General features: G+C 63.9%; 21 protein-coding genes. 17 read left to right on the top strand and 4 right to left on the bottom strand.

All coding sequences use genetic code 11. The features are described 5' to 3' along the window. Positions 1–64: 64 nt before the first annotated feature. Positions 65–2416 (top strand): ComEC/Rec2 family competence protein, encoded by a 2352-nt coding sequence (locus QTA58_RS21815; RefSeq protein WP_289670807.1) that lies wholly within the window; start codon positions 65–67, stop codon positions 2414–2416. On the opposite strand, the gene lexA is transcribed toward QTA58_RS21815, so the two are convergent. Next, the gene (gene lexA / locus QTA58_RS21810) at positions 2397–3119 is read right to left on the bottom strand and encodes a transcriptional repressor LexA (RefSeq protein ID WP_289670806.1); all 723 of its coding nucleotides are present in this window, start codon (positions 3117–3119) and stop codon (positions 2397–2399) included. The two genes, QTA58_RS21815 and lexA, sit on opposite strands and share 20 nt — an antisense overlap. 201 nt (positions 3120–3320) lie before the next feature. Between lexA and QTA58_RS21805 the strand changes: the two genes are divergently transcribed. From QTA58_RS21805 to lipA, 11 genes are all read left to right on the top strand, one after another. Further along, complete coding sequence (locus QTA58_RS21805; protein WP_289670805.1) at positions 3321–4193, top strand: VOC family protein; 873 nt, start codon at positions 3321–3323, stop codon at positions 4191–4193. A 4-nt stretch (positions 4194–4197) separates the two neighbouring features. Further along, positions 4198–5046, top strand: a complete 849-nt coding sequence (gene kdsA, locus QTA58_RS21800; protein ID WP_289670804.1) for a 3-deoxy-8-phosphooctulonate synthase — start codon at positions 4198–4200, stop codon at positions 5044–5046. A 118-nt stretch (positions 5047–5164) separates the two neighbouring features. Then, positions 5165–6439, top strand: a complete 1275-nt coding sequence (eno, locus tag QTA58_RS21795) for a phosphopyruvate hydratase (RefSeq protein WP_085424240.1) — start codon at positions 5165–5167, stop codon at positions 6437–6439. A gap of 347 nt (positions 6440–6786) precedes the next feature. Next, complete coding sequence (locus QTA58_RS21790) at positions 6787–7104, top strand: septum formation initiator family protein (RefSeq protein WP_085424241.1); 318 nt, start codon at positions 6787–6789, stop codon at positions 7102–7104. 194 nt (positions 7105–7298) lie between these two features. Further along, positions 7299–8369, top strand: a complete 1071-nt coding sequence (gene pdhA, locus QTA58_RS21785) for a pyruvate dehydrogenase (acetyl-transferring) E1 component subunit alpha (RefSeq protein ID WP_085424242.1) — start codon at positions 7299–7301, stop codon at positions 8367–8369. A 17-nt stretch (positions 8370–8386) separates the two neighbouring features. Next, the gene (locus QTA58_RS21780) at positions 8387–9808 is read left to right on the top strand and encodes a pyruvate dehydrogenase complex E1 component subunit beta (protein WP_289670801.1); all 1422 of its coding nucleotides are present in this window, start codon (positions 8387–8389) and stop codon (positions 9806–9808) included. A 15-nt stretch (positions 9809–9823) separates the two neighbouring features. Then, the gene (locus QTA58_RS21775; protein ID WP_289670799.1) at positions 9824–11173 is read left to right on the top strand and encodes a pyruvate dehydrogenase complex dihydrolipoamide acetyltransferase; all 1350 of its coding nucleotides are present in this window, start codon (positions 9824–9826) and stop codon (positions 11171–11173) included. A gap of 16 nt (positions 11174–11189) precedes the next feature. Continuing rightward, positions 11190–11828: an SGNH/GDSL hydrolase family protein gene (locus tag QTA58_RS21770; RefSeq protein WP_289670797.1), complete on the top strand. Its 639-nt coding sequence runs from the start codon at positions 11190–11192 to the stop codon at positions 11826–11828. Positions 11829–11888: 60 nt separating this feature from the next. Next, positions 11889–13334 carry a dihydrolipoyl dehydrogenase gene (gene lpdA / locus QTA58_RS21765; RefSeq protein ID WP_289670796.1) on the top strand — a complete coding sequence of 482 codons (1446 nt, stop codon included), beginning with the start codon at positions 11889–11891 and terminating at the stop codon, positions 13332–13334. Positions 13335–13528: 194 nt separating this feature from the next. Continuing rightward, complete coding sequence (locus QTA58_RS21760; protein WP_085424247.1) at positions 13529–13774, top strand: GlsB/YeaQ/YmgE family stress response membrane protein; 246 nt, start codon at positions 13529–13531, stop codon at positions 13772–13774. 49 nt (positions 13775–13823) lie between these two features. Beyond that, entirely contained in the window at positions 13824–14798 is a 975-nt protein-coding gene (gene lipA / locus QTA58_RS21755) for a lipoyl synthase (RefSeq protein WP_085424248.1), read from the top strand. A 21-nt stretch (positions 14799–14819) separates the two neighbouring features. Here lipA and QTA58_RS21750 read toward each other — a convergent pair whose 3' ends face one another. Next, on the bottom strand, positions 14820–15005 hold the full coding sequence (locus QTA58_RS21750; RefSeq protein WP_085424249.1) for a hypothetical protein: 186 nt from the start codon (positions 15003–15005) through the stop codon (positions 14820–14822). Positions 15006–15298: 293 nt separating this feature from the next. Here QTA58_RS21750 and QTA58_RS21745 point away from each other — a divergent pair, with 293 nt between their 5' ends. Both QTA58_RS21745 and QTA58_RS21740 read left to right on the top strand, forming a co-directional pair. Continuing rightward, complete coding sequence (locus QTA58_RS21745; RefSeq protein ID WP_289670795.1) at positions 15299–15889, top strand: AAA family ATPase; 591 nt, start codon at positions 15299–15301, stop codon at positions 15887–15889. 9 nt (positions 15890–15898) lie between these two features. Beyond that, entirely contained in the window at positions 15899–16354 is a 456-nt protein-coding gene (locus QTA58_RS21740) for a type II toxin-antitoxin system RatA family toxin (RefSeq protein WP_289670794.1), read from the top strand. Here QTA58_RS21740 and QTA58_RS21735 read toward each other — a convergent pair. Together QTA58_RS21735 and QTA58_RS21730 are read right to left on the bottom strand one after the other, a co-directional pair. After that, complete coding sequence (locus QTA58_RS21735; protein ID WP_289670792.1) at positions 16345–16845, bottom strand: CinA family protein; 501 nt, start codon at positions 16843–16845, stop codon at positions 16345–16347. The two genes, QTA58_RS21740 and QTA58_RS21735, sit on opposite strands and share 10 nt — an antisense overlap. Further along, on the bottom strand, positions 16842–18035 hold the full coding sequence (locus QTA58_RS21730; protein ID WP_289670791.1) for a bifunctional 2-C-methyl-D-erythritol 4-phosphate cytidylyltransferase/2-C-methyl-D-erythritol 2,4-cyclodiphosphate synthase: 1194 nt from the start codon (positions 18033–18035) through the stop codon (positions 16842–16844). Before QTA58_RS21730 ends, QTA58_RS21735 begins: the two co-directional genes overlap by 4 nt. 171 nt (positions 18036–18206) lie before the next feature. Here QTA58_RS21730 and dusB point away from each other — a divergent pair, with 171 nt between their 5' ends. Genes dusB through ntrC form a run of 3 tightly spaced genes read left to right on the top strand, consistent with a single transcriptional unit; the run spans position 18207 to position 21831 of the window. Then, positions 18207–19226, top strand: a complete 1020-nt coding sequence (dusB, locus tag QTA58_RS21725; protein ID WP_085424254.1) for a tRNA dihydrouridine synthase DusB — start codon at positions 18207–18209, stop codon at positions 19224–19226. 56 nt (positions 19227–19282) lie between these two features. Beyond that, positions 19283–20383: a nitrogen regulation protein NR(II) gene (locus QTA58_RS21720; RefSeq protein WP_200814162.1), complete on the top strand. Its 1101-nt coding sequence runs from the start codon at positions 19283–19285 to the stop codon at positions 20381–20383. Next, positions 20380–21831, top strand: coding sequence for a nitrogen regulation protein NR(I) (gene ntrC, locus QTA58_RS21715; RefSeq protein WP_085424256.1), 1452 nt, complete (start codon positions 20380–20382; stop codon positions 21829–21831). Before QTA58_RS21720 ends, ntrC begins: the two co-directional genes overlap by 4 nt. Positions 21832–21943: the final 112 nt, after the last annotated feature.

The raw sequence follows: 21943 nt of genomic DNA, 5'->3' as shown, positions 1-21943 counted from the left end.
TCGTGATCCCGCGCCTGTTCCGTTCGAGAAGAGGCCGGCTGTGGTCCACACGCAGGGAAGTGCCTTGCGTCGGGGGCTCGGCCGTTTGCGCCGCGTCTGGCGTGATAGCCCGGCCATGCTTGCGGAAGAGGCCGCGCACGGGCACGCTTTTCTCTTCCTCCCTGTCGTTGTCGGGGCCGGCGCCGCGTGCTGGTTCGCTTTGCCGCAAAGCCCGCCCTTCTGGCCGTTCTTTCTGGCGTTCTGCACGTTTGCCGCGCTTGCGGCCGTCACGCGGCACCGTGCCGGCGGGGTGCGCATCCTTCCGCTCGGCATGGCCCTTTTTCTCGGCGGCATGATGCTGGCCGAGCTTGAGGCCTGGCGGCGGGGCACGGTCGTTCTCGATTCACCAGTGACGACCGAGCTGGCGGGCGTGGTCGAAAGGCGCGAGGTCGATGCGGACGGACGCTGGCGGTACGTGGTCCGCGTCGAGCGGACGACCGGTCCCGAGGTCAGGCGTCCGCCGGAGCGGGTGTCGCTGCTGGCGAGGGCGCGCCACGCGCCGGTCGAAACCGGCGAGACGATCAGCGGCCGGGTACGCATCTCGCCGCCTTCCGGCCCGGCGCTGCCGGGGCTCAACGATTTCGCCTTCTCCTCCTATTTCGACGGCATAGGCGCCATTGGGTTCTTCTACGGCACGCCGAAACAGGAGTCGGACCCGGCAGCGCCGCACGCCTGGCATGCGGAGCTCGAAAGGCGGCTTTTCGACCTGCGCAGCGCGATCGCGAGCCATATCCGCGAAAGAGTGCCGGGCGATGCCGGCGCGTTCGCCGCCGCGATCGTGACCGACAAGCGCCGGGCGATCTCGGAAGAGACGATCGAGGCGCTGCGGCTTTCCGGGCTTGCCCATATCGTCGCGATCTCGGGGCTCAACATGGCGCTCGCGGCCGGCATCTTCTTCGTCGGGGTCCGCACGGCGCTTTCGTTCTTCACCGGCTTTGCGCAAGCCTATCCGGTCAAGAAGATCGCCGCACTCGGCGCGCTTCTCATGGCGACCGCCTATTACCTGATCTCCGGTTTCGGGGTGTCGGCGGAGCGCGCCTATATCATGATGGCGGTGATGCTCGTCGCGGTCTTCTTCGACCGGCCGTCGATCAGCCTGCGCAATGTGGCGCTCTCCGCCCTCATCATCATCGCCATCTCGCCTTCGGAAATCCTGGGCCCCAGCTTCCAGATGTCTTTTGCCGCGACCGCAGCCCTGGTGGCAGGCTACGCGCTCTGGAAGCACCGGGCGGAAAAGCGCGATCCCGAACCGCTGCCGTTCCGTTACCCCGTGGTGACCCCCGTCCTGGCCTCATGGAATTTCGTCGCCGGAATCTTCGTGACCTCGCTGATCGGCGGCATCTCCACGGCGATCTTTTCCGTCGAGCACTTTCATCGCCTGACGACCTACGGGCTGGCGGCCAATCTTGCCGCCATGCCGGTCATCTCCTTCGTGGTCATGCCGGCGGGTCTGATCGGCATGCTGCTGATGCCCTTCGGGCTCGATGCACCCTTCCTGAAACTCATGGGGCTCGGTCTGGAGGCGGTGATCGCCATCGCCAGGCACGTGGCGGCCTGGGGCGGCGATGTCGGTATCGGCCGCCAGCATGCCTGGTTCCTGACCGTGGCGACCGCGGGCTTCCTGCTGCTGACACTCTTGCGAACCAGGCTCCGGCTTCTCGGTATTCCGTTCCTTGCCGCGGCCTTGCTGCTCTCCTGGCAAGAGCGCTCGAAACCCTTGGCCGATCTGCTGGTCTCGGAGGATGGAACAATGGTCGCTTTGCCGGGCGGGGAGGGCGTTGCGACGAACCGCAGCCGCCCGCCGGATTTCGTCTACGGTCAGTGGAAGCGCGCGCTGCTCATCGGCGATCCCGTGAAACCGGAAATGTCGCCGCCGAGGGACAGGCCCCCCGATACGAAATCGCCCGGACCGAAATCCGCAGGTGCCGGCGCAAATGAACGCCGTGATCTGACCGCGGAGGAGACCGAAGCTGCCCGAGCCGGCATCAGGCAGGCCCCCGCCGGCCGTTTCATCTGCACGCCCCGCGCCTGGTGCGCCGCGAGGACCGCCGAAGGCGTCATCGTCGCTGCCGTGGAGGACGGCCGTTATGCGGGTGCGGCCTGCGACGCCGCCAATTTCGTCATCGCGCCGCGTGCCCGTTTCGACCGCTGCCGCTCCGGCGCGCTGATGATCAACGGCGATACGCTGCGCAAGACCGGCGCCATTGAAATATTTCTCAACGGCGCCACAGACATCCGCCAATGGCGGATCCACACTGCCATGGCCGGCCAGGACCGCCCGTGGACCCGACACCGCAATTACGACTGGCGGAACAGGACATTCAACCCGATGCTGCCGGAAGCGCTCCGGCCGCTGATCAGTGATAGCGGCGGATGAGGCCGACGAGCTTGCCCTGGATCTTCACCCGGTCGGGGCCGAAAATGCGGGTTTCGTAAGCCGGGTTTGCGGCTTCGAGCGCGATCGAGGCGCCGCGGCGGCGGAAGCGCTTCAGCGTCGCTTCCTCGTCGTCCACGAGAGCCACGACGATATCGCCGGGATTGGCCGTATTGCTGTTGCGGATGATCACGGTGTCGCCGTCGAGAATGCCGGCCTCGATCATCGAATCGCCCTTGACCTCAAGCGCGTAATGTTCGCCGGAACCGAGCATTTCGACCGGCACGGCGATGTCGTGCGTGTTGTTCTGGATCGCCGAGATCGGCACGCCCGCCGCGATGCGGCCCATGACGGGAACCGTGGTGGCATTGGACGCATCGTCGTTCGCCGCGGGCTTCGCAGGGAGTGCGGCGACAGGCTGCGGCTTGCCGAGGCTGCCTTCGATGACGCTCGGCGAGAAGCCGCGCCGCGGCTGCAGGCTCGGCTGATAGGCTTCCGGCAGCTTGATGACTTCCAGCGCCCGCGCCCGGTTCGGCAGGCGGCGGATGAAGCCGCGCTCCTCGAGTGCCGTGATCAGCCGGTGGATGCCGGACTTCGATGCGAGGTCGAGCGCATCCTTCATCTCGTCGAAGGAAGGCGGCACGCCGGATTCCTTCATGCGTTCGTGAATGAACAGAAGCAATTCCTGCTGTTTGCGCGTGAGCATGTTTTGGCACCCTGAGAGTCGGAAACAAATCCAGAACGGACACTATATGTTCCATATGTGTTCCGCAAGTCCCTAAATTTTAGTGAAGTATGGTGATTTTTTCTTCATGGAAGCGCGCCACATATCTCTCTCATCTCCACTTGCGCGGAACCCGTCCGCTGCCAATGTAATTTTGCGGTACTGGATCCTGGGGGCCATCGCGTGAATGCAAGACCGATCGATCATCTCGTTCTGCCGGCCGCGGAGCTTGCGCTCGCGCGCTCGCGGCTGTCCGAACTTGGGTTTACCGTGGCGCCCGACGCGTTCCACCCGTTCGGCACGGCCAATGCCTGCGTGTTCCTCCCGGACGGCACCTATCTGGAGCCGCTGGCGATCGCCAACCGGCGTCATGCGTCTGCGGCGGCCAAGCGCGGCAATGTCTTCACCGCGCGCGACCTTGCCTTCCGCAAGGCGAAGATGAGCCAGGGCCTTTCCGCGCTCGTGGTCGCCACGGTCGATGCCGCTGCCGATCATGAGCGCTTCAAGCTCAGGGGCGTTTCGGCGGGCGATATCCTGGAGTTTTCCCGCGGCGTGAAGATGCCGGACGGTTCTAAGACCGAGGCAAGCTTCCGGCTGGCCTTTGCGGGCGATGAGCGGGCGCCGGATTTCTTCCTCTTCTCCTGTCAGCGCGTCAATCCGCTGCCGGCCGATCGCGGCGAACTGGAGCGCCACGCCAATGTGGTCACGGGTTTGAGCGAGATCGTTCTTTCCGCCCCGGCGCCCGGCGAGTTCGCTCCGCTGATGGAGCAGGTGCTGATGACGGAAGCGGAGATCGAGCCGCACTTCGTCAGGCTTGCCGCCGCCAATGCCCGCATCCGGATCGCGCGGGATCAGGATATCGAAGCGGAATTCGCGCTCGCGCCGATCCCGGATGCCGGGGGGCTCCGGGGCCGCGCGGTCATCTTCAAGACGGCCGATCTTGCCGTGACAGAGATCATCCTTGCTGCTAATGACGTGGCATTCGTCCGCCGGGAAGGCCGTGTCCTGGTGCAGGCGGCGCCCGGCCAGGGCGCCATGTTCGGTTTCGAGGAATAGTGTCATGGAAGTGTCCCCCAATCCGCGTGTTTCCCTCGGCGAAGGGGAGGGCAGGGTGCTGTTTGCGCAGGATGCGCGCCTGTCGCTGATCGCCGGTCCCTGCCAGATGGAAAGCCGCGACCATGCCTTCATGATGGCGGGCGCGCTGAAGGAACTCTGCGGCAGGCTCGGCATCAGGCTCGTCTACAAATCGTCCTTCGACAAGGCGAACCGCACCTCGATTTCCGGCAAGCGCGGCATCGGGCTCGAAAGCGCCATGGAGATTTTCGCCGACCTGAAGAAGGAGTTCGGCTTTCCGGTTCTGACCGACATCCATACTGAAGAGCAATGCGCGATCGTCGCGAAGACGGTCGATATCCTGCAGATTCCGGCCTTCCTCTCCCGCCAGACGGACCTGCTGGTCGCCGCCGCCAAGACCGGCCGTGTCATCAACGTCAAGAAGGGCCAGTTCCTGGCGCCGTGGGACATGAAGAACGTGCTCGCCAAGTTCACCCAGAGCGGCAACCCGAACGTGCTGCTGTGCGAGCGCGGCGCTTCCTTCGGCTACAATACGCTGGTCTCCGACATGCGCTCGCTGCCGATCATGGCGGCGCTGGGCGCGCCGGTCATCTTCGATGCCACCCATTCCGTGCAGCAGCCGGGCGGGCAGGGCGCTTCGTCCGGCGGGCAGCGGGAGTTCGTCGAGACCCTGGCGCGGGCAGCCGTCGCAGTCGGCGTCGCGGGCGTCTTCATCGAGACGCATGAGGACCCGGACAACGCGCCGTCCGACGGTCCGAACATGGTGCATCTGAAGGACATGCCGCGGCTGCTCGAAAAGCTGCTCGCGCTGGATGCTGTCGCCAAGGCGCCCTGACACGCCGCCTGAAAAAGCGCGAAAAGCGGCCGCATTGTAATTTTCGTGTCATTGACTATGAGACATTTTCAGTGACCCCGAACCACATAGACCCGACGTTCAAGCCAGGGAGAGTCTTTTGACCGCCATCACCGATATCATCGCCCGCGAAATCCTCGACAGCCGCGGTAACCCCACCGTCGAAGTGGATGTCTACCTCGAAGACGGTTCCATGGGCCGCGCGGCCGTTCCGTCGGGCGCGTCGACCGGCGCGCATGAGGCGGTCGAATTGCGCGACGGCGGCAAGCGCTATCTCGGCAAGGGCGTCGAAAAGGCCGTCGAGGCCGTCAACACGGAAATCTTCGATGCGATCGGCGGCTTCGATGCCGAAAGCCAGATCCATGTCGACCGGACGATGATCGCGCTCGACGGCACGCCGAACAAGTCGCGCCTCGGCGCCAACGCCATCCTCGGCGTCTCGCTCGCCGTCGCCAAGGCTGCCGCCGAATCCGCCGGCCTGCCGCTTTACCGTTATGTCGGCGGCGCGGGCGCTCATCTCCTGCCGGTCCCGATGATGAACATCATCAACGGCGGCGCCCATGCCGACAACCCGATCGACTTCCAGGAATTCATGATCATGCCGGTCGGCGCCGAGACGCTGCGCGATGCGGTGCGCATGGGTTCGGAAATCTTCCACACGCTGAAGAAGGAGCTGCATGCCGGCGGCCACAACACCAATGTCGGCGACGAAGGCGGTTTCGCACCCAACCTGAAGAGCGCGCCCGAAGCGCTCGATTTCATCATGAAGTCCATCGAGAAGGCCGGTTACCGTCCGGGCGAGGACATCTATCTCGGCCTCGATTGCGCCTCCACCGAGTTCTTCAAGAACGGCAAGTACGAGATGGAAGGCGAAGGCCGTACGCTGGAATCGGGCGCCATGGCCGAATACCTGGCCGAGCTCGTCGCCAAATATCCGATCATCTCGATCGAAGACGGCATGGCGGAAGACGACTGGGACGGCTGGAAGCTCCTGACCGACAAGATCGGCTCCAAGGTTCAGCTCGTCGGCGACGATCTCTTCGTCACCAATTCGGCCCGCCTGCGCGACGGCATCAGGATGGGCGTCGCCAACTCCATCCTGGTGAAGGTCAACCAGATCGGCTCGCTGACCGAAACGCTCGACGCCGTCGAGACCGCCCACAAGGCGGCCTACACGGCCGTCATGTCGCACCGCTCGGGCGAGACGGAAGATTCGACGATCGCCGACCTCGCGGTCGCCACCAATTGCGGTCAGATCAAGACCGGCTCGCTGTCGCGCTCCGACCGTACGGCCAAGTACAACCAGCTCATCCGCATCGAGGAAATGCTGGGCCCGCAGGCAGCTTACGCCGGCCGCTCGATCCTGAAGGCTTGAGTTTTACATCAGGAGCCGGGAGCAGGCCGCTTGCTCCCACCTTCTCCCCGACGGGGAGAAGGTGGTCCGAAGGACCGGATGAAGGGGGCGAAGCCAAACCGGTGGGCGAAAAGTTTGCCGTGTGCGAACCCCCTCATCGCCTCGCTTTGCTCGGCACTTCTCCCCCGCTGGGGAGAAGAGGAGGCGTGCTCCGCAATTGGCGCTTTGTCCATGAAGCCGCCGCGCCATGAAGTCCGCATGGACTCGATTCTAGTTAGCGATTGCTTAATCAAGTTCTGCGAACTTGAAATTCTTCCGGATCGATTTGTGCGATCTCCGTAAAAAGCGTGGCTAGGCGTAGATTTGGCATGTGGACCAAGCATCACAAGAAAAGAAAATTCGGCCGTTTCGTCCTTCCTGCCATCACCGTCGCCTTTCTTTCATACTTTGGCTATCATTCCGTGCATGGTGATCTCGGCCTGATCGCCACGGAGGAATTCGAGCGCCAGCGGCAGGCGCGGGCGGAGGATCTCGCCCGGTTGACCGCCAGGCGGGAGGCCTTGGAGCGGCAGGTGCAGCTGATGAGCGACGGTTCGCTGGAAAGGGACATGCTCGACGAGATCGCCCGTTACCAGCTCAACGTGTCGCGCCCGGACGAAATCGTCATCTTCAATAACTATTTCTGAATTAACCGAAATCCGGTTAACTTCACATTTCGCATGTATTTTCAGTATGTTGCGCGGAATGTGAGCCATGCATTTATGGCATTGCTGGGGCATGGTTTCTTCCCTATGGTACGCCCCGAACCAGAGCGGGTTTCCGGCAGGATGATGCGCCGGGACATCCGACCGCTTTCAACGCAGCATACAGGGAGGGATGAATGGCGCCGACCAAGACCGCGTCTGTATCCGGCCGCAAATCCGCGGCAAAGTCTGCTACCCGGACGGCATCCAAGCCGGCCAAGAAGGATTTCAACGGCGGCACCTTCGCCGAGTTCAGCAAGGAAGAGGAACTCAAGGCCTTCCGCGACATGCTGCTGATCCGCCGCTTCGAGGAAAAGGCAGGCCAGCTTTACGGCATGGGCTTCATCGGCGGCTTCTGTCACCTCTATATCGGCCAGGAAGCTGTCGTTATCGGCATGCAGATGGCGCTGAAGGAAGGCGACCAGGTCATCACCGGCTATCGCGACCACGGCCACATGCTGGCGACCGGCATGAGCGCGCGCGGCGTCATGGCCGAGCTCACGGGGCGCCGGGGCGGCTATTCCAAGGGGAAGGGCGGCTCCATGCACATGTTCTCCAAGGAAAAGAATTTCTACGGCGGCCACGGCATCGTCGGCGCGCAGGTGTCCCTCGGCACCGGTCTGGCCTTCGCCAACAGGTATCGCGGCAACAATGCCGTCAGCACCGCCTATTTCGGTGACGGCGCCGCCAACCAGGGCCAGGTCTACGAAAGCTTCAACATGGCCAACCTGTGGAAGCTGCCGGTCGTCTACGTGATCGAGAACAACCGCTACGCCATGGGAACCTCCACCGCCCGCGCCACCGCGCAGGCCGATTTCTCGCAGCGCGGCGCCTCCTTCGGCATCCCGGGCTACCAGGTCGACGGCATGGACGTGCGCGCCGTGAAGGCTGCCGCCGACGAGGCGATCGAATGGTGCCGCTCCGGCAAGGGGCCGATCATCCTCGAAATGCTGACCTACCGCTATCGCGGCCACTCCATGTCCGACCCGGCGAAGTATCGCTCCAAGGACGAAGTGCAGAAGATGCGCTCCGAGCACGACCCGATCGAGCAGGTACGCGCCCGTCTTCTCGAAAAGGGCTGGGCGAGCGAGGACGAGCTGAAGGCGATCGACAAGGACGTCCGCGACATCGTCGCCGACTCGGCCGATTTCGCCCAGGCCGATCCGGAGCCGGATGCGTCCGAGCTCTACACCGATATCCTGCTTTGATCGAGGGGAGGGAACTCATGCCTATCGATATCCTTATGCCCGCCCTTTCCCCGACCATGGAGGAAGGCACGCTCAGCAAATGGCTGAAAAATGAAGGTGACAAGGTTACCTCCGGCGACGTGATCGCCGAGATCGAAACCGACAAGGCGACCATGGAAGTGGAAGCCGTCGACGAAGGCGTCATCGGCAAGCTGCTCGTTCCGGCCGGCACCGAAAACGTCAAGGTCAACACCAAGATCGCCGTACTGCTCGCCGAAGGCGAAAGCGCCGATTCCATCGGTTCTTCCGCGCAGGCCGCCCCGAAGGCCGATGCCGATACTCCGGCCGCCGCCTCCGATGCTGCCGGCGGCAAGGCCCGCCAGTCGGCGGAGGAGCCGACGGCTGCCGCAGATACCAAGGTCCCGGCTCAGCCGAAGGTGGACGTCGCTTCCGATCCGGATATCCCGGCCGGCACCGAAATGGTGACCATGACGGTGCGCGAAGCGCTCCGCGACGCGATGGCCGAAGAGATGCGCCGCGACGAGGACGTTTTCGTCATGGGCGAGGAGGTTGCCGAATACCAGGGCGCCTACAAGATCACGCAAGGCCTTCTGCAGGAATTCGGTCCGCGCCGTGTGGTCGACACGCCGATCACCGAACACGGTTTTGCCGGCGTCGGCGTCGGCGCCGCCATGGCGGGCCTGAAGCCGATCGTCGAGTTCATGACCTTCAACTTCGCCATGCAGGCGATCGACCAGATCATCAACTCCGCCGCCAAGACGCTCTACATGTCCGGCGGCCAGATGGGTGCACCGATGGTGTTCCGCGGCCCGAACGGTGCCGCTGCCCGCGTTGCCGCCCAGCACAGCCAGGATTATTCCGCCTGGTATTCGAGCATTCCGGGCCTCAAGGTCGTCGTCCCCTATACGGCAGCCGACGCCAAGGGGCTGCTCAAGGCTGCGATCCGCGATCCGAATCCGGTCATCTTCCTGGAAAACGAAATCCTCTACGGCCACTCCTTCGAAGTGCCGAAGCTCGATGATTTCGTGCTCCCGATCGGCAAGGCGCGCATCCACAAGACCGGAAAGGACGCCACGATCGTCTCCTTCGGCATCGGCATGACCTATGCGACGAAGGCGGTCGAGGAGCTTTCCAAGGAAGGCATCGACGTCGAGCTGATCGACCTGCGCACCCTTCGCCCGATGGACCTGCCGACCGTCATCGAATCGGTCAAGAAGACCGGCCGCCTCGTCACCGTCGAGGAAGGTTATCCGCAGAACTCGGTCGGCACGGAAATCGCCACCCGCGTCATGCAGCAGGCCTTCGACTATCTCGATGCGCCGGTCCTGACGATCGCCGGCAAGGACGTTCCGATGCCTTACGCGGCGAACCTTGAAAAGCTGGCTCTGCCGAATGTCGGCGAAGTCGTCCAGGCGGTCAAAACCGTCTGCTACAAATAAGGGGAGGTTGTTTCGATGCCGATCAACATCACCATGCCTGCCCTTTCGCCGACCATGGAAGAGGGCAACCTTTCGAAGTGGCTCGTCAAGGAAGGCGACCAGGTCAAGTCCGGCGATGTGATCGCCGAGATCGAAACCGACAAGGCGACCATGGAAGTGGAAGCCGTCGATGAAGGCACGGTCGCGAAGATCGTCGTGCCGGCCGGCACCGAAGCGGTCAAGGTCAATGCCCTGATCGCGATCCTCGCCGCCGATGGCGAGGATGTTTCGGCCGCTGCCTCCGGCGGTGGCGCTCCGGCTCCCAAGGCCGAGGCGCCCCCTGCTCCGAAGGCTTCCGAGCCCGCACCGGCGCCCGCACCGGCACAGGCACCCGTTGCCGCCCCAGCCTCGGCTCAAAGCGGCACTGGCGTTGGAAACGGTCTCTTCTCGTCACCGCTCGCCCGCCGCCTCGCGAAGGAAGCCGGTATCGATATCTCCGCCGTCACCGGTTCCGGTCCGCACGGCCGCGTCGTGAAGGCCGACATCGAGAAGGCCGTCGCCTCCGGCACGGGCAAGGCTGCTCCGGCGGCAGCCCCGCAGCCTGCCGGCGCTCCGGCTCCGGTGCTCGCCAAGGGCCTGTCGGACGATGCCGTCCTGAAACTCTTCGAGGAAGGCTCCTACGAGCTTCTGCCGCATGACGGCATGCGCCGCACGATCGCCGCGCGTCTCACCGAGTCGCACCAGACGGTGCCCGCCTATTTCGTCTCGATGGATTGCGAGATCGACGCGCTGATGAAGCTGCGCGCCGAGATCAACAAGTCCGCGCCGGTGACGAAGACGGAAAAGGGCGAGGTTCCGGCCTTCAAGCTGTCGGTCAACGACTTCGTCATCAAGGCGATGGCCTTGGCCCTGCGCGACGTGCCGATGGCGAACGCCTCCTGGACCTCGACCGCCCGCGTCAAGCACAAGCATTCGGATGTCGGCGTCGCGGTGGCGATCCCCGACGGCCTGATCACGCCGATCATCCGCAAGGCCGAGGAAAAGACGCTGTCCGTCATTTCCAACGAGATGAAGGACCTGGCCAGGCGCGCCCGTGACAAGAAGCTGAAGCCGGACGAGTACCAGGGCGGCACGACGGCCGTTTCGAACCTCGGCATGTTCGGCGTCTCCAACTTCACGTCGATCATCAACCCGCCGCACGCCTCGATCGTCTCGATCGGCGCGGGCATCGAGAAGCCGGTCGTTAAGAACGGCGAGATCAAGGTGGGTACGGTGATGACGGCGACGTTTGCCTTCGACCACCGCGTCATCGACGGTGCGCTCGGTGCCGAGCTTGCTTCGGCCTTCAAGCGCTACATCGAAAACCCCATGGCGATGCTCGTCTGAGCTGGAGGGCGGCCGCATGAAGACCGTTCTCTGCTATGGCGATTCTCTGACCTGGGGCACGGATGCCGCGACCGGCGGCCGCCATGCTTTCGAGGATCGCTGGCCGAGCGTGCTGCAGGCCGCTCTTGGCCCTTCTGTCAATGTCGTGGCCGAGGGGCTCGGTGGCCGCACCACCGCCTATGACGACGTGCTCGGGGATTGCGACCGCAACGGCGCGCGGTTGCTGCCGACGATCCTGCATACCCACGGGCCGCTGGAACTTGTGATCATCATGCTCGGCACCAACGACATGAAGCCGATCATCCACGGCACGGCGATCGGTGCGCGGCAGGGGATCAGGAAACTCGTCAGCCTTGTCCGCTTCCATGATTGGGCACAGGAATGCGAGCCGCCGGAAATCCTCGTCGTGTCGCCGCCGAGACTCTGCGAAACGGCCAATCCGCTGACCGGCGCCTTGTACAGGGGGAGCATGGAGGAGTCGGCTATGCTTGCCTCGCTCTACCGTGATCTCGCCGATGAAATGGGCTGCGGCTTCTTCGATGCGGGTTCTGTTGCCAAAACGACGCCGGTCGACGGCATCCATCTCGATGCGGAAAATACCCGCGCCATCGGCCGGGGCGTCGAGCCCATCGTCCGCATGATGCTCGGACTCTAGTTCAGGAATTCCCGAGGCAGCCGCCTGATGCCGGTTGCCCGTTGAAAAGGCAGGAAAGCAATGGCTCAATCCTACGACGTCATCGTTATCGGTTCCGGTCCGGGCGGTTATATCGCCGCCATCCGCGCCGCCCAGCTTGGAATGAAGGTCGCGGTCGTCGAACGCGAGCATCTTGCCGGCATCTGCTCCAACTGGGGCTGCATTCCGACCAAGGCGCTGCTGCGTTCCGCCGACGTGCTGCACACTGCCCAGCACGGCAAGGATTACGGCCTGACGCTGGAAGGCTCGATCAAGCCGGACATCAAGGCGATCGTCGCCCGCTCGCGCGGCATCGCGCACCGCATGAACAACGGCGTCGGCTTCCTGTTCAAGAAGAACAAGGTCGACATCATCTGGGGCGAGGCGAAGATCACCAAGCCCGGCGAGATCGTCGTCGGCAAGACGGCGAAGAAGCCGGTCGAGCCGGTCGGCCCGGTCCCGAAGAACACGCTGGGCGAGGGCACCTATACCGCCAAGCACATCATCGTCGCGACCGGCGCCCGTCCCCGCGCCCTGCCGGGCATCGAGCCGGACGGCAAGCTGATCTGGACCTATTTCGAGGCGATGAAGCCGGAGGAAATGCCCAAATCGCTGCTCGTCATGGGGTCGGGCGCGATCGGCATCGAGTTCGCGAGCTTCTACCGCACCATGGGCGTCGACGTGACGGTCGTGGAGATCATGAGCCAGGTCATGCCGGTCGAGGATGCGGAAATCTCCGCGCTCGCCAAAAAGCAGTTCGAGCGCCAGGGCATGAAGATCCATCTGGAGGCGAAGGTCGCCAGGGTGGAGAAGGGCGCCAATTCGATCACCGCCACGATCGAGAAGAAGGACGGCTCGACCGAGAAGATCACCGCCGACCGGATGATCTCCGCCGTCGGCGTGCAGGCCAATATCGAAGGCATCGGCCTTGAGGCCGCCGGCGTGAAGACCGACCGCGGCTTCATCGTCATCGACGGTTACAGCAAGACCAACGTGCCGGGCATCTATGCGATCGGCGATGTCGCCGGCCCGCCGCTGCTCGCCCACAAGGCCGAACACGAGGCGGTCATCTGCGTCGAGAAGATCGCCGGCCTGCCGAACGTCCATCCGATGGACAAGCTGAAGATCCCGGGCTGCACCTACTGCAACCCGCAGGTGGCTTCGGTCGGCCTCACGGAAGCCAAGGCGAAAGAGCAGGGCCGCGACATCCGCGTCGGCCGCTTCCCCTTCGTCGCCAACGGCAAGGCGATCGCGCTCGGCGAGGACCAGGGCCTCGTCAAGACGATCTTCGACAGGAAGACCGGCGAGCTCCTGGGCGCCCACATGGTCGGCGCCGAGGTCACCGAGCTCATCCAGGGCTTCGTCGTCGCCATGAACCTGGAGACGACGGAAGAGGAGCTGATGCACACGATCTTCCCGCATCCGACCATTTCGGAAACGATGAAGGAAAGCGTGCTCGACGCTTACGGCCGGGCGCTGAACGCTTGATTTGGGATTCGCCCCTCACCTTAACCCTCTCCCCGTTCTGACGGGGAGAGGGACTGGAGTTCGCAGCTTGCGTCCTTCTCCCCGTCGAAACGGGGAGAAGGTGGCGGCAGCCGGATGAGGGGCATTCTCGATGTATTGCAGACGGGCGGCCCACCGCCCATATCTTTCAGACTGGTTTTGGACGGGAGCATGACATGGGTGTGGGTTGGATTGCAGCGATCATCATCGGCGGTCTGGCGGGTTGGCTCGCCGGCATCCTGATGGGCCTCCGCTTCGGCGTTTTGATGAACATCGTGATCGGCATTGTCGGCGCGGTTCTTGCCAATGCCATCTTCGAAAGTGCCGATATCCATGTCGCCAGCGGATGGCTGGGTTACCTGGTGCAGGGTTTCGTGGGCTCCTGCATTTTGCTATTCGTTGCCAAACTCGTCAGGAACTGACGAAACCCGCTGCAGAACTTGAAAAGCAGGCGGTTGAAAGCAGGTTTTTATGGTCACCATTCTCGACAGGACGACGCTCGGCGACGAAAAGCGCGTCCGCCATCCGGAAAAGGCGCATCGCCCGGATACGGAGGTGCTGCGCAAGCCCGAATGGATCCGCGTGCGCGCGCCGGTCTCCAAGGGCTATATGGAAACCCGCTCGATCGTGAAGGAAAACAAGCTGGTGACGGTCTGCGAGGAAGCGGGCTGCCCCAACATCGGCGAGTGCTGGGACAAGAAGCACGCCACCTTCATGATCATGGGCGAGATCTGCACTCGCGCCTGTGCCTTCTGCAACGTCGCGACCGGCCGGCCGAACGCGCTCGACATGGATGAGCCGGAAAACGTCGCCAAGGCCGTGAAGCAGATGGGACTTTCCCATGTCGTCATCACCTCCGTCGATCGTGACGATCTGGAGGATGGCGGCGCCGAGCATTTCGAGAAGGTGATCTGGGCGATCCGCGCGGCGTCTCCGATGACGACGATCGAGATCCTGACGCCCGACTTCCTGAAGAAGCCCGGAGCCTTGGAGCGCGTCGTGGCCGCAAAGCCCGACGTCTTCAACCACAACATGGAAACGGTGGCCGGCAATTACCTCACGGTCCGCCCCGGCGCCCGCTATTTCCATTCCATCCGCCTGCTGCAGCGGGTGAAGGAGCTCGACCCGACCATGTTCACCAAGTCGGGCATCATGGTGGGGCTCGGCGAGGAGCGCAACGAGGTGCTGCAGCTGATGGACGACCTCAGAACCGCCGACGTCGATTTCCTGACGATCGGCCAATATCTCCAGCCGACCCGCAAGCACCACAAGGTCGAGCGCTTCGTCACGCCGGAGGAATTCAAGTCCTACGAGACGGTTGCCTATACCAAGGGTTTCCTGATGGTGTCGTCGAGCCCGCTGACCCGGTCGTCGCATCATGCCGGCGACGATTTCGCGCGCCTCAAGGCTGCGCGGGAGAAGAAGCTTCTGGCTGCCGCCGAATAAGGCGGCAGCATTCCCGGCCGCTTATTCGGCGGCCTCGACCTTCTCGTTTTTGTTCTGGCCGCGCCGTCTCTCCCGCAGCGTGAAGCGGTGTCCGCGCGCTTCCCCCTTTGCCATCTCGATGAGATAGGCGAGCATCGGCAGTTGGTTCATGTCGGCGAGCTGCTTTGCGGATTCGAGCAGCTTTATCATCTGCGAAAAATCGTCCATGGATGCTTCTTTCCGGTGCGCCGGTTCTGCTGGTGGTTGAACGTGCCATTCTATGCCCGTTTGCGGCAATGGATCATTACAACCGGATGAATCCTACATTAAATCCTGTTAATCCGAATGCCGCCCGGCACCGGCAAATGGCCGGCGATGACGGCAGCCATTCGAACCTTCCTGTCGCGACGCATTCGGCGGACCTCTATAATACCCTCTTCGCAAGATTGAAATCCTCCTGTCATCAAGAGTGGTTACGGCCATCGGCGGCGGATCGGAGCCTGATTCTCGGGGGAACCACGATGGACACGAAATCTGGCTCGAATGCGATCCGGTACGTAGGAATTCGGGAGGCGGCCGACAAGCTCCGGCAGGCGGATAGAATTCTGGTGATCGGCTGTTCGGGCGGCGGAAAATCGACGCTGTCGCAGAAGATCGCCCGCCGTTTCGGTCTCGGCTACATCTCGATCGACCGGGACATTCTGTGGCTGCCGGGCTGGGTGCAGCGGGAAAAGGGCGAACAGCTCCGCCTCATCAGGGAACTGATAGCTCAAGATCGCTGGATCATGGACGGCACCAATACCTCGACCTTCGATATCCGCGTGCCGCGCAGCGATCTCGTCATCTGGGTGCGCATGCCGCGCTTACTCTGCGTCTGGGGCATTTTGAGCCGCTGGGCAAGGAACCGGGGCGGAACCCGCCCGGAGATGGCGCCCGGTTGCCCCGAGAAGATAGATTTCGATTTCTTCCGGTTCGTCTGGACCTGGGAGAGGGTCTATGGACCACGTGTCCTTGCGGGGCTTGAGAAATATGCCGGCGACAAGCCGGTTCTGGTGTTGAAATCGCGCCGCCAGGTGCGCGATCTCCTTGATCTTGTCGGAGCGGGCGCTTAACTCCGCATTATGCCGAAGTTCGAAATCCGCCGTCCCGTGAAGCACAGCGCCGAAGAGATGTACGCGCTCGTCGCCGATATCGAGAAATATCCGCAATTCCTGCCGCTCTGCGAAGCGCTGGCGATCCGTTCCCGAAAGGAACGCGACGGCAAGACGCTCCTCGTGGCGGACATGACGGTGGGCTACAAGGCGATCCGAGAGACCTTCACCACCCAGGTCCTGCTCAACCCGGCCGAACAGGCGATCGACGTGAAATATATCGAGGGGCCGTTCAAGTATCTGGAAAACCGCTGGCGCTTCGAGCCGTCCGCGAGCGGCTCCCCGGATGCCTGCGCCGTGCATTTCTTCATCGACTACGAGTTCAAGAGCATGATTTTGGGCGCTCTGATGGGCTCGATGTTCGACCGCGCCTTCCGCATGTTCGCCGAGGCCTTCGAGGCGCGGGCCGACAAGATCTACGCCTGAGCGGCTTCCACCAGCATCTGGAGCGCCGTCCGGACGGTCGCAAGCCGCACTTCGGTCCGGCCGATATCGCCGTAGCGCATCTCCCGGTGCAGGATCGTGCCCGACCGGTTCCGGGCGGCGAGATGCACGAGGCCGACCGGCTTGTCCGCCGAGCCTCCGCCGGGACCGGCAATGCCCGTCACCGCGACCGCCGCCCACGCCCGCGACCGGAACAGCGCGCCATGCACCATCTGCAGCGCCGTTTCCTTCGAGACGGCGCCATGCGTGGCGAGCGTCGCTTCCGTGACGCCGAGCAGGTCCGTCTTCGCCTGGTTCGTATAGGTGACGAAGCCGCGGTCGACGACCGCCGACGAGCCGGAAATCTCCGTGAGCGCCCCGGCGATCAGTCCGCCGGTGCAGGATTCGGCCGTGGCGACCATCAGTCCACGGGCGGAGAAGTCCGAAACGATCCGCCGGGCCTGCTCTTCGATATCGGCGGGAAACAGGCTCATGCCGCATCTCCGCGGTAGACGACCGTCGCGGTCGCGATCGCTGCGATCCCTTCGCGTCGCCCGACGAAGCCGATCTTCTCGTTGGTGGTCGCCTTGACGGAGCAGCGGTCGACGGAAATGCCGAGGATGTCCGCCAGGTTCTCGCGCATCGCCTGCCGGTGCGGCGCGATCTTCGGCGCCTCGGCGATCAGCGAGATATCCGCATTCATGATCGTGCCGCCGCGCTCGCGCACCACCTTTGCCGCGTGGTCGAGGAAGATCTTCGAAGGCGCACCCCGCCACTGCATGTCGGACGGGGGAAAGTGATCGCCGATATCGCCGGCGCCGCAGGTGGCGAGCAGCGCGTCGGTCAGCGCATGCAGGGCAACGTCGGCATCCGAATGGCCGCTGAGCTTCTGGTCGTGCGGAATGAACACGCCGCAGAGCGTCACCCCGTCGCCGGCTTCGAGCTGGTGCACGTCGTAGCCGTTGCCGGTCCTGACGTCGGGCAACGTGTTAAGCGAAAGTTTTTCGTCGGCCATGGCGATGTCCCGCTTCACGGTGAGCTTGATATTGTCGACCGAGCCTTCGACCAGCGTCACGGCCAGGCCGGCCCATTCGGCGATCGAGGCATCGTCGGTGAAATCCTCGCGGCGCAGCGCCGCCGCCTTTTCATGCGCCGTGCGGATCGCCGAAAGAACGAAGCTTTGCGGCGTCTGGGCCGCATAGAGCCCGGCGCGCGGTACCGTCTCGTGCACCAGTCCGTCGGCGCCGCCGCGCTTCAGCGTATCGGTGACGGGCATGGCCGGCAGCACGCCCTCCTGTCCCTGATCGAGAGCCGTGGCGATGCGGTCGAGGATCCCGTGATCGACGAAGGGCCGCGCCGCGTCGTGGATCATCACGTGGGTCGCCTCGGCGGCGGAAAGCGCCTTGAGGCCCTCGTAGACCGAGCGCTGCCGCGTTTCGCCGCCGAATGTGGTGACGACCCTTTCGATACCCGGAAGCGCGCCGGTCGCTGCCGCAAACAGAGCCTCGTCGTCGGGGTGGATGACCACCACGATCGGTCCGCTGCGGGGCCAGGTGAGGAATTGCCGGAGCGTATGGGCGATGACCGGCCGCCCGCCGATCCGCCTGTATTGCTTCGGGCCGTCGTCCGGCGATCCGGCGCGTTCGCCGCGGCCGGCGGCGACGATGACGATACCGATTGTCATGGTTCTGTCGTCCATAGGCCTTAACCGCTGCTGCGACCGCTGAAAGGATTGACAGGCGGAGAACTATAGAATGAAAAGCCTGATTTCCAGCAGGCCGCTCAAAAATAACGCAGTTCCGGAATTGCTCTTGGCAAATGCCCGAGACCTGAATAAAAATAGTGCAATTACCTCATATGCCCGAAAGATCACCATTTGCGTTTCCAGGATCTTGCCACGCCCTTCCAGATCGGACCGGTCGCCATAAGAAATCGCGTCGTCCTGGCCCCGATGTCCGGCGTCACCGATCTGCCGTTCAGACGGCTTGCCTGGCGTTTCGGTGCCGGGCTCGTTGTGACGGAGATGGTCGCAAGCCGGGAACTCGTCCTGAACCGCGGCGAATCATGGGCGCGGCTGAAGGGCGCGGGTATCTCGCCGCATATGGTCCAGCTTGCCGGCCGCGAGGCCCACTGGATGGCGGAGGCCGCGAAGATCGCCGCCGATAACGGCGCCGACATCATCGACATCAACATGGGCTGCCCGGCCAAGAAGGTGACGGGCGGTTATTCCGGCTCGGCGCTGATGCGCGATCCCGATCACGCGCTGTCGCTGATCGAGGCGACCGTGAATGCCGTTTCCGTCCCCGTGACGCTCAAGATGCGGCTCGGCTGGGACGGGAATTCCATCAACGCGCCGGAGATCGCCCGCCGGGCGGAAAATGCCGGCATCCGGCTCGTCACCATCCATGGCCGCACCCGCATGCAGTTCTACGAGGGCAGAGCGGATTGGGATGCGATCCGCCTGGTGCGCGATGCCGTCTCCATCCCGCTGGTCGCCAATGGCGACGTCGAATCGCCGGAGGACGCCGCGGAAATCCTGAAGCGCTCGGGCGCCGATGCGGTCATGGTCGGCCGCGGCGCGCAAGGCCGTCCCTGGCATATCGGTTGGCTTGCCGGCCATGCCGCGCCGTCCCGGGCAAAGATCGCCGGCCTCGTCGTCGAACATTACGAGGCGATGCTGGAGCTTTACGGCCGCGAGCCGGGGCTGCGCCACGCCAGAAAGCATCTCGGCTGGTATCTTGACCGCTTCGCGCCGGACCTGCCCGTGGAAGAAAAGGCTGCCATCATGATCTCGAAGGACCCGGCCGAGGTTTCGCGCCGGATGACGGACGCGCTGACCGGAGAAGCAGCGGCCACGCGCAAGGAGGCCGCATGACGAAGGCGCCGGGATCAAATGGCGGGCAGGAGGCCGCGAGCGGCAATGCGCTCGCCATGGCCGTTCTCAATTCGGTGCAGAACCCGGTGATCCTGGTCGATGCGGCCGGCAGGGTCGCCTTCGCCAATTGGGAGGCGGAGGCCTTTTTCGGCGCCAGCGCCGCCCATCTCGCGAAGAACAGGATTTCCACCTTCATCCCCTTCGGCAGCCCGCTTCTGGCGCTGATCGACCAGGTGCGCGAGCGCAAGGCGCCCGTCAACGAATACCGCGTCGATCTCTCTTCGCCGCGTCTCGGCCAGGACAAGCTGGTCGACCTCTATGTCGCGCCGGTCGTCAGCGAGCCGGGTTCGGTCGTGGTCGTCTTTCAGGAGCGCTCCATGGCGGACAAGATCGACCGCCAGCTCACCCACCGCGCCGCCGCCCGCTCGGTCACCGGCCTTGCCTCCATGCTGGCGCATGAGATCAAGAACCCGCTTTCGGGCATCCGCGGCGCCGCCCAGCTTCTCGAAACTTCCGTGCCGGACGAGGACCGCGCCCTGACGCGGCTCATCTGCGACGAGACCGACCGCATCGTCTCCCTGGTCGACCGTATGGAAGTCTTCTCCGACGAGCGCCCGGTGGATCGCATCGCCCTCAACATCCATTCCGTGCTGGATCATGTGAAGGCGATCGCCAAGGCGGGTTTCGCCCGCAACATCAAGATTTCGGAATTGTACGACCCTTCGCTGCCGCCGGTTTATGCCAACCGCGACCAGCTCGTGCAGGTCTTCCTGAACCTCATCAAGAACGCCGCCGAGGCGATCGGCGACCAGCCGGACGGCGAGATCATGCTGACGACCGCCTATCGTCCCGGCATCAGGCTCTCGGTCGCCGGCACGCGCGAGAAGATTTCGCTGCCGCTCGAATTCTGCGTCATCGACAACGGTCCAGGCGTGCCGGCCGATCTCGTGCCGCACCTCTTCGATCCCTTCATCACCACCAAGACCAACGGCTCCGGTTTGGGCCTTGCCCTGGTGGCCAAGATCATCGGCGCCCATGGCGGCATCGTCGAATGCGACAGCCAGTCCCGCCGCACCACGTTCCGTGTTCTGATGCCCATGCACAAGGAAGAGACCGGCGACGGCCGCGCCTTGAACTCCACAGGAAGTGAAAAATGACTGCCACGATCCTTGTCGCCGACGACGACGCGGCCATCCGCACCGTATTGAACCAGGCTTTGACCAGGGCGGGCTATGAGGTACGCATCACCTCCAATGCGGCCACCCTCTGGCGCTGGATTTCGGCCGGGGACGGGGATCTCGTCGTCACCGACGTGGTGATGCCGGACGAGAACGCCTTCGATCTTTTGCCGCGCATCAAGAAGGCGCGGCCGGAGCTTCCTGTCCTCGTCATGAGCGCTCAGAACACCTTCATGACGGCGATCAAGGCGTCGGAAAAGGGCGCCTACGACTACCTGCCGAAGCCGTTCGATCTGACCGAGCTCATCGCCATTATCGGCCGGGCGCTTGCCGAGCCGAAGCGCAAGCCGGCCCGCCTCGACGACGACATGCAGGACGGCATGCCGCTCGTCGGCCGCTCCGCCGCCATGCAGGAAATCTACCGCGTGCTCGCCCGCCTCATGCAGACGGACCTGACGCTGATGATCACCGGCGAATCGGGCACGGGCAAGGAGCTCGTCGCCCGCGCGCTGCACGATTACGGCAAGCGCCGCAACGGCCCGTTCGTGGCGATCAACATGGCCGCGATCCCGCGCGATCTCATCGAATCGGAACTCTTCGGTCACGAGAAGGGCGCCTTCACGGGGGCGCAGAGCCGTTCCACCGGCCGTTTCGAGCAGGCCGAAGGCGGCACGCTCTTCCTCGACGAGATCGGCGACATGCCGATGGACGCCCAGACGCGCCTCCTGCGCGTCCTGCAGCAGGGCGAATACACGACCGTCGGCGGCCGCACGCCCATCCGTACGGACGTGCGCATCGTCGCCGCGACCAACAAGGACCTGAAACAGCTCATCAACCAGGGCCTCTTCCGCGAGGACCTCTATTACCGCCTGAACGTCGTGCCGCTGCGCCTGCCGCCGCTGCGCGACCGGGCCGAGGACATTCCCGATCTCGTCCGCCATTTCATGCAGATGGCCGAGAAGGAAGGCCTCGATTCCAAGCGCTTCGACAACGAGGCGCTGGACCTCATGAAGGCCTATGCCTGGCCCGGCAACGTCCGCGAGCTGGAAAACCTCGTTCGACGCCTGATGGCGCTCTATCCGCAGGACGTCATCACCCGCGAGATCATCGAGGCGGAGCTCCGCTCCGATGTCCCGGACAGTCCGATCGACAAGATGGGTGCGCGTCCGGGTTCGCTCACCATCGCGCAGGCCGTCGAGGAGAACATGCGGACCTATTTCGCGAGCTTCGGCGACAACCTGCCGCCGCCCGGCCTCTATGACCGGGTGCTCACCGAAATGGAATATCCGCTGATTCTCGCGGCACTCACCGCCACCCGCGGCAACCAGATCAAGGCGGCCGATCTGCTGGGCCTCAACCGCAACACGCTACGCAAGAAGATCCGCGAACTGGGCGTCTCGGTCTATCGCAGCTCCCGCAGTGCGTGATTCCTGATCGCCGGTCGGGAACTTTGTTCCAGACTTCTTGACACCCTCGATACATCGTTGCATTTTCGCCACAATGCGTTGCTTAAAGGTCACGCAGAGCTTGGCGAATGCT

Source organism: Neorhizobium sp. CSC1952 (assembly GCF_030378245.1).
Classification (GTDB): domain Bacteria; phylum Pseudomonadota; class Alphaproteobacteria; order Rhizobiales; family Rhizobiaceae; genus Neorhizobium; species Neorhizobium oryzae_A.
The sequence above is the reverse complement of the archived record's forward strand: the minus strand, read 5'-3'. Positions and strand labels throughout refer to the sequence as shown.